The organism is Amycolatopsis rhabdoformis, from assembly GCF_035918295.1.
Taxonomy (GTDB): domain Bacteria; phylum Actinomycetota; class Actinomycetes; order Mycobacteriales; family Pseudonocardiaceae; genus Amycolatopsis; species Amycolatopsis rhabdoformis.
Window position 1 is genome coordinate 7,298,166 of the sequence record NZ_CP142149.1, and the last position, 13,216, is coordinate 7,311,381.

General features: G+C 70.9%; 9 protein-coding genes and 1 pseudogene. 1 reads left to right on the forward strand and 9 read right to left on the reverse strand.

What is annotated here, in order from left to right:
• Positions 1–62: 62 nt before the first annotated feature.
• The 7 genes and pseudogenes from VSH64_RS33640 to topA form a co-directional block, all read right to left on the reverse strand.
• On the reverse strand, positions 63–1,262 hold the full coding sequence (locus VSH64_RS33640) for a DNA polymerase III subunit delta' (protein ID WP_326566773.1): 1,200 nt from the start codon (positions 1,260–1,262) through the stop codon (positions 63–65).
• Positions 1,259–3,424: a bifunctional MFS transporter/dTMP kinase gene (locus VSH64_RS33645; protein ID WP_326566774.1), complete on the reverse strand. Its 2,166-nt coding sequence runs from the start codon at positions 3,422–3,424 to the stop codon at positions 1,259–1,261. Before VSH64_RS33645 ends, VSH64_RS33640 begins: the two co-directional genes overlap by 4 nt.
• 141 nt (positions 3,425–3,565) lie before the next feature.
• Positions 3,566–4,093 (reverse strand): hypothetical protein, encoded by a 528-nt coding sequence (locus tag VSH64_RS33650; RefSeq protein ID WP_326566775.1) that lies wholly within the window; start codon positions 4,091–4,093, stop codon positions 3,566–3,568.
• 978 nt (positions 4,094–5,071) lie between these two features.
• Positions 5,072–5,737 (reverse strand): ESX secretion-associated protein EspG, encoded by a 666-nt coding sequence (locus VSH64_RS33655; RefSeq protein ID WP_326838098.1) that lies wholly within the window; start codon positions 5,735–5,737, stop codon positions 5,072–5,074.
• Positions 5,738–6,277: 540 nt separating this feature from the next.
• Positions 6,278–6,421: pseudogene (locus tag VSH64_RS33660) on the reverse strand (ESX secretion-associated protein EspG); the annotation flags it as partial.
• Positions 6,422–6,484: 63 nt separating this feature from the next.
• Positions 6,485–7,627, reverse strand: a complete 1,143-nt coding sequence (locus VSH64_RS33665) for an MFS transporter (protein WP_326566776.1) — start codon at positions 7,625–7,627, stop codon at positions 6,485–6,487.
• A 72-nt stretch (positions 7,628–7,699) separates the two neighbouring features.
• Positions 7,700–10,591, reverse strand: a complete 2,892-nt coding sequence (gene topA, locus VSH64_RS33670; RefSeq protein ID WP_326566777.1) for a type I DNA topoisomerase — start codon at positions 10,589–10,591, stop codon at positions 7,700–7,702.
• Between the two features lie 314 nt (positions 10,592–10,905).
• Here topA and VSH64_RS33675 point away from each other — a divergent pair, with 314 nt between their 5' ends.
• On the forward strand, positions 10,906–11,721 hold the full coding sequence (locus VSH64_RS33675; protein ID WP_326566778.1) for a S1 family peptidase: 816 nt from the start codon (positions 10,906–10,908) through the stop codon (positions 11,719–11,721).
• A gap of 9 nt (positions 11,722–11,730) precedes the next feature.
• Here the strand turns inward: VSH64_RS33675 and VSH64_RS33680 are convergent, their stop codons facing one another.
• The gene (locus tag VSH64_RS33680) at positions 11,731–12,447 is read right to left on the reverse strand and encodes a hypothetical protein (protein WP_326566779.1); all 717 of its coding nucleotides are present in this window, start codon (positions 12,445–12,447) and stop codon (positions 11,731–11,733) included.
• Positions 12,448–12,609: 162 nt separating this feature from the next.
• The gene (locus tag VSH64_RS33685; protein ID WP_326566780.1) at positions 12,610–13,194 is read right to left on the reverse strand and encodes a hypothetical protein; all 585 of its coding nucleotides are present in this window, start codon (positions 13,192–13,194) and stop codon (positions 12,610–12,612) included.
• Positions 13,195–13,216 lie beyond the last annotated feature (22 nt).

Here is a 13,216-nt window from a genome sequence, read left to right on the forward strand (position 1 = left end):
TTCGTGAAAGCGGCCCGGTCACCTTCGTGGTGACCGGGCCGTCTTCTTGTCTTGAACGCTGCTCAGCCCTGGCGCAGGGTCGTGACCATCGCCTCGACGGCGATGCGCGGCTTCACGTTCAGCTCGATCGCCTCGCGGCATTCGAGCACGGCTTCGAGTCGACGCAGCGTCGATTCCGGCGTCCAGGCGCCGGCGGCGGCCCGGATGTCGTCGGCGTGGTCGGGGTGGTTGAGCGTGGCGCCGGAGTTCGTGGTGGTGACCAGGACGTCGCGGTAGAAGCCGGCGAGGTCGACCAGCGCGAGGTCGAGCGTGTCGCGCTGCGTACGCGTGGCGCGGGACTTCTGGCGCTTCTCGAGCTGCTTCACGGCGGCCTCGGCCGCACGTTTGGCCCCGGCGACGCCCTTGCCGACGCCGTCGCCGCCCATCGCGGTGCGCAGCTCGGAGCGTTCGTTTTCGTCGCGGGCCTTGCTTTCCTCGCCCGCGTCGGCCTCCGCTGCGCTGATCAGCTGGTCGGCGCAGGTGAACACGTCGGCGGGACGGCGCAGGCCCGTGGGGATCCGCAGCACGGTGGCGCGGCGCTGGCGCGCGGAATCGTCCGTGGCAAGCCGGCGCGCGCGGCCGACGTGGCCGCCGCACACCGAAGCGGCCCACTGCGCGTGGCCGGGATCGACACCGTCGCGGTTGATCAGCACCTGCGCGATGGCCTCGGGCGGCGGCGTGCGCAACGTGACGAGGCGGCAGCGCGAGCGGATGGTCACGGACACGTCGTCCGGGTGGTCCGACGGCGCGCACAGCAGGAACACCGTGCGCTCGGGCGGCTCTTCCACTGCCTTGAGCAGCGCGTTGGACGCGCCTTCCGTGAGCCGGTCGGCGTCTTCGATGATCACGACCTGCCACTCGCCGGTGGTCGGGCGACGCGCGGCGGCCTGAACCAGCGCGCGCATCTCGGCGACGGAGATCGACAGGCCTTCGGGCACCACGAGCCGCACGTCGGCGTGGGTGCCGGCCATCACCGTGCGGCAGCCGGGGCAGGCGCCGCAGCCCGTGCCGGTGCTGCACTGCAGCGCGGCGGCGAACGTGCGCGCCGCGACCGACCGGCCCGACCCAGGCGGCCCGGTGAGCAGCCACGCGTGGGTCATCGCGGCCGGCGCGACCGGCTCACCCGCCACGATCTTCGCGGCCGCGGCGGCGGCCGACGACAGCGTTTCCACCGCCGGTTCCTGGCCCACCAGCTCGGCCCAGACGCCGATGGGCCCGGTCACTTGGCGTCCACTTCGGACACTTCCTGCGCGGGCGCGAGCTCGGCTTCGGCCACGGCGCCTTCCACGACGTCGGCCGTGGCCACCGCGTGGGTGCTGTGGTCGAGCACCGGCTGCTCGGCCGGCTCCGAAGGCGCCAGCCCGGAAAGCCGGCCCACAAACACGGCGAGCACGGCCGTGCGCACGCGGGCGGCCACCTCGTCGTCGGTGCCGTCGGCGTCCACGACCACATAGCGATCGGGGTCGGCCGCGGCCATCTCGGCGAGCAGGTGCTGCATGCGCCACTGGTCATTGACCGACGCCGGCGGCTTCTTGTCGTGCTGGCCCGGCTCGGCGTCGAGCAGCACCGTGAGGTCGGGGCGCAGCTTGCCGGTGGCCCAGTCGGCCAGGCCCTCGAGCTCGTCGGCGTCGAGGCCCGCGACCGCGCACAGGCGCGCCAGCGGCGAGTCGACGAAGCGCTCCATCACCACCACGGACCCGGCGTCGAGCGCGGGCTGGATCTCGCGTTCCACCAGCTCGGCGCGCACGGCCGCCGCGACGAGCGCCTGGGCGCGCGCACCGGTGAGCGACGCGTCGGAGAGCAGGGACCGGAAACGCCGCTCGTCGAGCGCGGGGTCGGCCGCGAGCACCACGGGCCGGGTGCCGGTGCCGAGCCAGCGCGAGAGCCGCGCGGCCTGGCTGGCCGTGTTGATGGCGGTGGTGCCTTCGAGCGCGATGAGGAACCCGTTCACGCGCCGGGGCGCGCGGCGCAAGGCGTTGCGCAGGTCGGTGAGGATCTTTTCGCTGCGGCGGTCGTCCATCTGCCGGTAGGCGATCACGCCGAGCAGCACGGCGAGCAGGCCGCCGCCGATCATCACCGGGCGCGTGCCGTCGATGGTGACGGGGCTGCCCCACACGTTGATCTGGTGCGGGCGCACGAGGCCGATCAGCGCGGGCGTGACGATGGTCGAGCCGAACAGCACGATCTTGAGCATCGACTGGTAGATCGCGTTCACGCGGCCGCGGATCGCGTCTTCCACGCGTGAGCCGATGATCGTGACGCCGGTGAGGAACGCGATGCCGGCGCAGAAGCCGGTGAGCGCCACAGCGACCACCGAGATCGCGAGGTGCGGCGACAGCGCGATGATCACCAGCGAGAGGCCGGCCACCACGATCGAGATGCCGAACAGCCGGTCGTGCGGCAGCCGCCGGGCGAGCTTGGGCGCGAGGGCCATGCCCGTGGCGAGGCCGAGGAACACGGCGAGGACCAGCAGGTTGAACGCGGCGTCACCGGCCAGCAGCGACGACGAGTACGGCTTGGCCGAGGCCACCACCGCCCCGCCCGCGGCGAACGCGCCGAACGCGCCGATCAGCAGCCCGCGTACGAGCGGCGTGCTCTTGATGAAGCGCAGGCCGTCGCGCACCATCTCGCCGAGGCCGAACTTCTCCTCGTCGGCGTTCTTCACCTTCTGGTCGGGCAGCTTGTGGACGTCGCGCAGCGACAGTTCGGGAATCCGCGTGGCGATGAGGATGCCGCTGGTCAAGTACAGCAGGCCGTTGATGACCACCACGATCTTCGCGATGTAGAGGTCGGCCGTGGCGCCTTGGAACAGGTGGAACGTGGTGTTCGCGCCGAGGATGAGGGCGTTGGCGCCGGCGGCGGTGATCACGGCGAGGCCGTAGGTCATCACGAGGCCGAGCTGGTTGGCCGTCTCGACCTGGTCCGGGCGGCGCAGCAGGTTGGGCACCGCCGCGTCCTTCGACGGGATCCACATGATCGAGCAGCAGCCGACGAGGAAGTTTGCGACGAACAGCCACCACGGCGCGCCGACGATCGCGATCGACAGCAGGAAACCGCAGCGCAGGAAGTCGCAGACGATCATCACCTTGCGGCGGTCGAAGCGGTCGGCGAGCAGGCCGCCGATCGGCGCGAACAGCAGGCCGGGCAGCAGGTTCGTGAGCACCACGCCGACGAACGCGAAGTTCTGCGCGGTGTAGTTGGTGAGCAGCTTCGTGCTCAGGGCCGTGAGCGCGAGCAGGTTCAGCCAGTCGGCGACACTGCACAGGTACGTGACGCCCCACAGCCGACGGAACGGTCTGATGGCCAGCACCCGCCGGACGCGGTGGATCGTGGAGGTCTCGGCACTCGCCGAACCACCCGATCCGGCGCCGGGTACCGACCGCACGCCTTCGCTGATACGCCCACCCCACTCGTCACGGCGGCGTCGGGTAAACCCTGTTTAGGATCCCCCGACCGTGTCGTCAGGGTAGCCCGATCGCCGATCCGGACACGGCACCGGCCCGGGTGTGGCGGTGGTTCGAGGACGTCAGCCGAACAGGCCGCTGATGCTGCTGACCAGGCTCGACACCATGTACAGCGCGATCACGACGAACACGATGAGCAACACGACCGCCAGGATCACGCCCGCCGCGCTCGTGGAGGGCCGGCCGAGGTTCGGCATCCCGATGGTCGGCAGGTTCCGCTTTTTCGCCTGCCGCTCGGCCAGCTCCGCCTCGATGTCGTCGTCGGCCACCTTCGCCTTCGGCCGAGGCCTCGGCACCTTCTTCAGCAACTGCGGCGCCCGCGTCGGCCACGTCCGCTGCCGCGGCAACAGCCCCAGCGGCACCCCGTCGGGCTTCTCCCCGCTCGATGGCGCCTGCTGCGGCGTCCTCGCGGCCTCTTCGCGCAGCGCTGCCTCGACCATCCGCTTCACGGCCTCGGGGTCGTGCTGCACAGGCCTCGCGGTCGGCAACGGCCGCTGCTCATCCCCGACCACCAACGGCGGCGCCTCGGCCGCCGTCACCAACCCGGCCAGCGGATCGGCGAACCTCTCCCCGCCGCCCCCACCGTCCAACGTCCCATCCGGCAACGGCGTGCTGCGGGGGCCGCTGCTGGGTGCGCCCGGGCTCTGGGGGGAGTTCTGGGGGGCATTGAAGAAAGGAGCCCCACCGCTCGTGCTCATGGTGACCACCTCACTACGGAATGTCCTCGCCTTCCAGTGTCGGCGACACTACCGGCTCCCGCATCCGCCCAATGGCCGCAGAAACCCTCGCGTCCACGCCGCCGACCGGACGGTCCCGCAGCAGTTTGCAGGCCAGCGCCCCCACGGTCGACCGCCGAAAGCGACCTCCGAGGGTGATACCGGTCACGAGATCGGGCACTCTTCGTAATCGATCGTGGTCGGGGTTGGGGTCTGGCTCGGGGTGGTTTTTAGTCTCGCCAAGGCTCGAGGTTGGCTTCGACAGTCCCACCGCAGCCACCTCGCTCGGCCGACTCTCTCGAGGCTCCACGCTCTCCGCCGACGCTCGCCCGGTCCATCACCTCGCCCTCCGAGCCAGCCGCGAGGCCGGGCCGGGCCGGGCCGCGGTCACATCAGCGCCCAGACGGTTGCAGGCACATCTGCCGCACGGCAGCGGCACACTGCGCACGAAACTGGCAGCCGACCAGGCCGGTCCGACGGACGAAGCTCAAGCCGAGACTCCCTACCGCGTGGCAACAGCCGAGCGGCAGCCACCGAACACCAACTCTCGCGGCACCGATCCAGCTCAGCGCTGCCCCAGCCGAGCATTACTCCAGCCCAGCACCACTCCAGCCCAGCACCGCCCCAGCTCAGTGCCACTCCGGCTCAGCGCCGCTCCAGTGCGACACCGCTCCGGCTCAGCGCAGGTCCACACCGCCGGCGTCCCGGCGCGGCCGGGTGAGTGGCGCGCAGTCCTCCCAGCCGCGAGGAGCGCGCGACCGCTAGCGCGCGGGTGCGACGGCCTGCCCAGTGCGCAGTCCGAGGAAGGCCAGCGGCGGTCACCTCCCTCCGCCGCAGTTCGGGGCGCGCAGGTCAGGCATGGCTGCGCACCGCTTCGACGATCCAGGCTTCAGCCGTGCTGCGGGTGGCGGGTTGCCAGGTCATGAGCCAGCCGCCGTCAGGGCGGGGGGCGGCGCGGAACTGGTAGCGGCCCTGGTCGTTGTCGACGAGGCCGAAGGCGCCGTGGGGGTACTCGGCGAGGACGGCGTCGCGCACGGCCAGGTCGACGAGCACCGTGCCGAGGCGCGGGCGGGCCACCGCGGCGCGGATGACGTCGAGCGAGCCCCACGCCTCCCGTGGCACGAGGCCGCTGCGGTCGGTCTCGATGCGGACTGCCGGGCCCGGGCCGGGAGGCCGGTCGGGCAGTCCGTCGAAGACCCAGCCGGGCAGGGAGCTGAGCAGCCCGGACCGCAGCCTGGCGCTGCGGCCCAGCTTGCTCATCACCGTGGTGTAGTCCTCGTTGCCGAAGAAGCGGACTTCCCAAGGCTCCGGCCGCGCCGGGAACACACCGGTGACCACGCCGCGGATGAAGCCGCCGCGCAGCACCCGGTACAGCCCGACCGCGTCTGCGGTGACCTCGCCTTCCGGCACCAGACCGAGCTCGGCCATGCCCGCCACGAACCGCGTGTACTCCTCGACCTCCGCGATCAGCCCGGGGACCAACGCGGGCCCGAACGACTGCCGCACCTGGTCGGCCAAGCTCAGCTCGTCACGCCCCGACCCGGCGGCAGACGAGGCCGGCTCGCCGCGGGCGTCACGACTCGCCTGACCAGCCGAGTCACCCTCGTCATGCGGGCAGCCCCGAGAGCCCGAATCGCCGCCAGACCCACGTTCGCCCGACGAATCGTCGGCACCACGAGACCTCGGCCGGCCACCCGGAGAACCCGGCGGACCGGAATCACCCGAGCCCGAGCCCGAGCCCAGTCCCGAACCCGAAGCTGAGCCCCGTCCCGAGTCCCGCCTCGAGCCCGAGTCCGAGCCCGGACTCGAGTCCGAGCCCAGCCCAGAACCCGAACCTGAGCCCCGTCCGGCGTCCCGTCCCGAGCCCGAGCTCCACCCCGAGCCCGGTCCCGGGTCCATGTCCCGTCCCGAGTCCGAGCCCGAGGCCCGTCCCGAACCCAAGTCCCGTCCCGAGCCCCGCGTCGAGTCCGTGTCCGAGGCCCGTCCCGAGCCCGAACCCGACCCGAACCCCGACCCGGATCCCCTCGAACCCGGCCCCGCCGAATCACCCACCCCCTCCAGCACCCGCGGCACCGTGAACTGCGGGTCGTAGAACTCCATCACCGAGGGCCGCTCCGGGACCTCGGCCCGGAGCGGTGCGATGACTTCGTCGATCACGTCGAAGACTGCGGTCGCTGAACTGCTCACCCTTGCATTGAACACCCTGGCACCGACAATTTTTCGAACTTCTGTTCGACTCGCCGCCACCGTGCGCCGAACGGTCGGTCAGCGGCTCGAAACGGACACGCGCATCGTCGGCGCGAGGAAGTACACGGACAGCACCACCAGACCCACCACGCCCAGCGTCCAGTGCAGCCCGATGCCGCCGGCCAGGGCGCCGATCAGCACCGGACCCACGAGAAACCCGAAGTACCCGCACGCCGCCACGGCCGCGATCGCGCGCCCCGGCGACGACGGCTCCTTGCGGCCCGCCACGCTCCAGGCCACGGGCACGATGCCGGCCACCCCCAGGCCCACCACGGCGAAGCCGAAGATCGCGAACCCGGGCACCGGCACGGCCACCACCAGCACGAACCCCACCACGGTCACCACCGTCGCCGCGCGCATGAACAGCACCACGCCGCACCGCGCCACCAGCCGGTCCGCCACCAGCCGCACGGCGATCATCGTGATCGAAAACGCGAAGTACCCCAACGAAGCCAGCGCGGCCGAAGCCACGGTGACCTCACGCAGGTACACCGCACTCCAGTCGTTCACCGTCCCTTCGGCGACAAAGCCGCAGAACGCGATCACCCCCAACGGGATCAGCGCCTTCCCAGGCAGCGCGAACGCCGCCTCACCCTGCCCGCGGTCCAGCCCCGGCAGGAAGCGCGTCGACGCGAAGAGCGCCACCAGCAGCAGCACCAGCCCCGCCACGCAGAAGTGCACCGTCAGCGGCACACCCCAGATCTCCATCAGCGCCCCACACCCCGAACCGGCCAGCCCGCCGATGTTCCAGAACGCGTGGAACCCCGCGAAGATCGGCCGCCCGTACGCCTCCTCGACGCGCGCGGCGTGGGCGTTCATCGACACGTCGAGCAGGCTGTTGCCAACCCCGAGCACCACGAGCGCCGCCACGAACAAGGCCAGGTCCGGCGCCAGCGCGGCCAGGGGAAGACCGCAGCACAGCACCGTCGCGCCGATCACCACACCGCGCCGGCTGCCGAGCTTCGCGAGCAACGGTCCGGCCGCCACCAGGGCCACCACCGAGCCGGCTGCGAGCCCGAACAGGCCGATCGCCAGCTGTCCCGCGCTCAGCCCCGCGTGGGCCTGCGCGGCCGGGATTCGCGCTGCCCACGTGGCGAACGCAGCCCCGCACACCGCGAAGACCACCGACACCGCAACGCGCGCACGCCGTGCCGAATCCACCGAGAACGTCCCCCAGACACGAAGAAGGGGGCCACCCGGAAAAGGGGTGGCCCCCGAACGGAAACCCGTGGGCTACTTGGCCTTCGCGGTGCTCGCCTTCTTCGCGGGCGCCTTCTTCGCAGCCGTGGTCGTCTTCGCCGCGGCCGACTTCGTGGCCGAAGCCGACTTCGCCGCCGTGGACTTCGCCGGCGCCTTGCGCGTGGTCGTCGTGCGGCGCTTCGGGGCCGGGCCCTTCGCGCGCTTCTCCGCCAGCAGTTCGGCGCCGCGCTCGGCCGTGAGTTCCTCGATGCTGTCGGACTTCCGCAGCGTCGCGTTGTACTCGCCGTCGGTCACGTACGGGCCGAAGCGCCCGTCCTTGACCACCATCGGCTTGCCCGACACGGGGTCGTCGCCGAGTTCCTTCAGCGGCGGCTTCGCCGTGGCCGAGCGGCCGCGCTGCTTCGGCTCCGAGTAGATCTTCAGCGCCTCTTCCAGCGTGATCGAGAACAGCTGGTCCTCGGTCTGGATCGAGCGCGAGTCCGTGCCCTTCTTGAGGTACGGCCCGTAGCGCCCGTTCTGCGCGGTGATCTCGTCACCCGACTCCGGGTCCTTGCCCACCACACGCGGCAGCGACAGCAGCTTCAGCGCGTCTTCGAGGGTCATCGAGTCGATGGCCATCGACTTGAACAGCGAGCCCGTGCGCGGCTTCGGCTGCTTCGCCTTGGCTGCCTTCTTCTGCGCGGCGGTCGCACCTTCGGGCAGCGGCTCGCCCTCGGGCAGGACCTCGGTCACGTACGGGCCGAAGCGGCCTTCCTTCGCCACGATCTCGTGCCCGCTCACCGGGTCGGTGCCCAGCACCCGGCCCTCCTGCGGCGTCGCGAACAGCTTCTCCGCGATCTCCGGCGTCAACTCGTCGGGCGGCAGGTCCTCGGGGAGGTTGGCGCGCTGCGACTGGCTGTCGACCTCACGCTCGAGATACGGCCCGTAGCGGCCCACTCGCACGACGACCTTGTGCCCGTCGGCGTCGTTGAACAGCGGGATCGAGTTGATCTCCCGCGCGTCGATGCCTTCGACGCTGCCGTCGACCAGCTTCTTCAGCCCGCCGAGCCGGCCGACCGAGCCCTCCACGCCGAAGTCGCCGCCGAAGTAGAACTTCTGCAGCCACTGCACGCGCTGCTCGTCGCCGTTGGCGATGCGGTCGAGCTCGTCCTCGAGACCGGCGGTGAAGTTGTAGTCCACCAGGCGCTCGAAGTGTCGCTCCAGCAGGCCGATCACGGCGAACGCGACCCACGAGGGCACCAGGGCGGAGCCCTTCTTCCACACGTAGCCGCGGTCCTGGATCGTCTTGATGATCGACGCGTACGTGGACGGGCGGCCGATGCCCAGCTCTTCCAGCTTGCTCACGAGGCTCGGCTCGGAGTAGCGCGCGGGCGGCGAGGTGGTGTGGCCGTCGGCCGACAGGTCGGCCGCGGTCAGCGCCTGGTCCTTCACCAGCACCGGCAGACGGCTCTGCTTGTCGTCCGCCTCGCCGCCGGCCTCGGTGTCCACGGCCTCGACGTAGGCCTTCAGGAAGCCGGCGAACGTGATCGTGCGGCCCGACGCGGCGAACGTGCACTCCTCGCCCGAGGTCGCGGTGCCGACGATGCGCACCGACATCGTGGTGCCCTTCGCGTCAGCCATCTGCGACGCGATCGTGCGCTGCCAGATCATCTCGTACAGGCGGAACTCGTCGGAGTCCAGCTCGCCGGCGACCTGGCCCGGCGTGCGGAACACCTCGCCCGACGGCCGGATCGCCTCGTGGGCTTCCTGCGCGTTCTTCACCTTGCGCGTGTACTGCCGCGGCGAAGGCGACACGTATTCCTTGCCGTACAGCTGCGTCGCCTGGCTGCGTGCGGCCGAGATCGCCGACTCCGACAGCGTGGTCGAGTCGGTACGCATGTAGGTGATGTAGCCGTTTTCGTACAGCTTCTGCGCGATCCGCATCGTGCGCTCGGACGTGAAGCGCAGCTTGCGGCCGGCTTCCTGCTGCAGCGTCGAAGTCATGAAGGGCGCGTACGGCTTCCGCGTGTACGGCTTCTCCTCGACGCTGGACACCGTGAAGTCGCGGTTGGCCAGCGCCTGAGTGAGGGCCTGCGCCTCGGCCTCGCCCAGCACGCGGATGTCCTTGGTCGTGCCCTTGAGCTGACCGTCGGAGTCGAAGTCGCGGCCGGTGGCCAGGCGGGCGCCGTCTACGCCGACCAGGCGGGCCGGGAAGTTCTGCGGCGAGGCGTCCTCGCCGGCGTCCATCGTGGCCGAGATGTCCCAGTAGGACGCCGAGGTGAAGCGCATGCGCTCGCGTTCGCGCTCGACCACGATCCGCGTCGCCACGGACTGCACGCGGCCCGCCGAGAGCTTCGGCATGACCTTCTTCCACAGCACCGGCGAAACCTCGTAGCCGTAGAGGCGGTCGAGGATGCGGCGGGTCTCCTGCGCGTCGACGAGGTCGACGTCGAGCTCACGCGTGGCGTCGGCCGCGGCGCGGATCGCCTGCTCGGTGACCTCGTGGAACACCATGCGGCGCACGGGCACCTTGGGCTTGAGCGTCTCGAGCAGGTGCCACGCGATGGCCTCGCCCTCGCGGTCGGGGTCCGTGGCGAGGTAGAGCTCGTCGACGTCCTTCAGCAGGCCCTTGAGTTCCGTGACCTTGGACTTCTTGTCCGGCGTGACGATGTAGAGCGGCTTGAAGTCGTTGTCGATGTCCACGCCGAGGCGCGCCCACGACTCGCCCTTGTACTGGGCCGGCACGTCGGCGGCACCACGCGGAAGGTCGCGGATGTGCCCGACGGAAGACTCGACGACGTAGTTGCCGCCGAGGTACGGGGCGATCTTGCGGGCCTTCGTGGGCGACTCGACGATCACCAGCCGCCGTCGCCCGGCGCCGCCGTTCGTCCCGGTGCCGTCCTTCTTGGTCCGTGCTCCTGCCACGCTGTCCTGCTCTCCACTCATTCCCCGCGCCATCGCCCTCGATGGCGCGGCACTCCTTTTACCCCTCGACGAGGGGTGCGCCCGCGTCTTCGACCTGCCAGTGTGCACGCCCGCACCGGCCGCGCAGCGGCTAGGTGGCCTGACACGCCGCCGGACCCCTGCCCGTCGGATCGCCGCTGACCTCGACGATGTTTCCTCTCCACGTCTAGCACGTGATTCCGGACACGTGCCGTGCAGAGTATCGCGTGATCACGCCGATACCCTCCGTTCGACGGTGGTGGGCCCGGCTCTGGCACCGCTTCACTTACTACCTCGTCGAGCCGAAAGGAACCACCATGACCCGACGCCTGCTCGGTGGCGTGCTCGCGGCCGTGGCCGCGTTCGCCCTGGTCACCGCACCGGAAGCGAGCGCCGCGACGACCACGTTCTCCGGCACCGTAGCCCTGTCCAACTGCTCGGGCTCGGTGGTGAAGCCGGCCGGCACGCCGGATTCGGCGCCCGCGCTCGTCCTTTCCAACGGTCACTGCCTGGAGTCGGGGTTCCCCGATCCCGGCGAGGTGATCGTGGGTCAGCGGTCCACTCGCACCTTCAGTCTTCTGTCGGCCGACGGCAAAAGTTCACTCGGCACGCTGAAGGCCAAGAAGGTCGTGTACGCGACCATGACCGACACCGACGTGTCGCTCTACCAGCTCGACACGAGCTACGCGGCGATCAAGAAGAAGTACCGGGTCAGCCCGCTGGAACTGGTGTCGGCGCACCCGACCGCGGGCACGCACATCGACGTGGTCTCCGGGTACTGGAAGACCATCTACTCGTGCTCGATCGACGGGTTCGTGACCGAACTGCACGAGAACGGCTGGGTCTGGAAGGACTCGATCCGCTACACACCCGAGTGCAAGACCATCGGCGGCACGTCGGGCTCGCCGATCGTGGAGACCGCCACCGGCAAGGTGATCGGCGTGAACAACACGTCGAACGACGACGGCCAGCGCTGCACGCTCGACAACCCCTGTGAGGTCGACGGCTCGGGCAACGTGACCGTGCACCCGGGTACCAAGTACGGCGAAGAGACGTTCGGTATTCCCGCGTGTCTCACCGCGGCCAGCGAAATCGACCTCAACCGGGCCGGCTGCACGCTGCCGAAGCCGTAGGCGGACGACTCAGCCGACCGCCTCCAGCACGTCGCCCAGCAAGTACTGAAGGGGACTCTCGCCGCCTCCGCCGCGACGCGAGTCCCCTTCGGTGCGTTCCGGGCGTGTCTCGGGCTGCTCGGGCAGCTCCGGCCACGCGGCTTCCGCACCCGCGGGCGGCTCGCCGATGACTTCGAGCAGCCCGTCGAGCTTGCGCCGCCCCGCCACGCGCGCGGCGGGCTCCTCGGCCTTCGGCCCCAGCAGCCGCGCGTGGACGCCGAGCGGCGCCAGCGCGGCCAGCAGATCGTCGTGCAGGTGCGGCGCCAGTGGGTCGAGGCCGAGCAGGTAACCCGACGGCCCCTGTCGCCCCGCGGCCAGCGCCCACATGTGCAGCATCGCGCCGCTCAACCGGAAGCCTGTGGGCAGCGTTTTGCCCGAATCGTCTTCGGACGGACCCGACCAGCCGACCCGCAGCCATTGGCCCGCCAGCGGCAGCAACGCGGCCCGGAACGACGTGCGCACCTGCGGCCGCCCGCATTCGGCCACACTCACCTGCGCGTCGGCACCTCGCCGACGGCATTCGCGCGCCAGCACCCGGGCGCGCCACTGCTCGTCGACGATCACGGACAGCCGCGCCGCCGTGCGCCCGAAGCCGGTGATCTGTCCCTGGCAGCACAGCAAGCCGGCCAGGTCCGAAAGCCCCGGTCCGCTCGCCTCCGCCGAGAACAGCGAGATCGTGCGATCCACGCGGATCATGATAGAACACAAGTTCGATCGGGCGCGAGGGTTACGCGTCGGATTTTCGCCGATCGAGCGATCATTCCGGCCGGCGGGCCACGATCGTGGCCCGCGCGACCGAACCGGGTTCGGCCTGCGTGCCGTCGCCGGAGTGCCGCCTCTACACCGCCGTCAGCGCGGCGCCGGCGGCACCACGAGCTGCTGGCAGTCCGGCGCGCGCTTGCCCGCCGCCGACAGCTCCGGCGTCGCGTTCAGGCCCTGGAGAACGTCGAGCGCGGCGACGTCGTCGAGCGTCGCCCGGGCGTCGCTGAGGGCTGTTTTGGTGGCGGCCGCGTCGGTGGCCGTGTCGAGGCGTTGGCGCACGGTGTCGGCGCGCGAGCGGACGGCCGCGAATTGCTTCAGCAGGTCGCCACGGGCCTTCTCGTCGCCAGGCAGCGGAGGAGGACCGACGCGATCGAGTCCGTCCACGGTCTGGTCGATGCCGTCGACCACGGCCGAGAGCAGCCGGCTCGACGTGCGTGAAGCCTGTTCGGGCGAGCTGGGGTCGATCGTGGGCAGGTTCGCCAGCGTGCCCACGAGGTGCGTGACCGCCGAGCAGTAGCCATCGGCCCATCTCGCCGCCGGGTCGGTCTGGCTGGACGTGTCCGCCTGCCCACCGCTGCGGGTCTGCTGCACCGCCGGCTGCTGTCCGCAGCCCGCGAGGCCCAGCCCGAGAGCCGTGACCAGAGCGGCTAGAACGGTCGACCGCGGCCGCACCGCGACACCTCCTGCTCGTCGA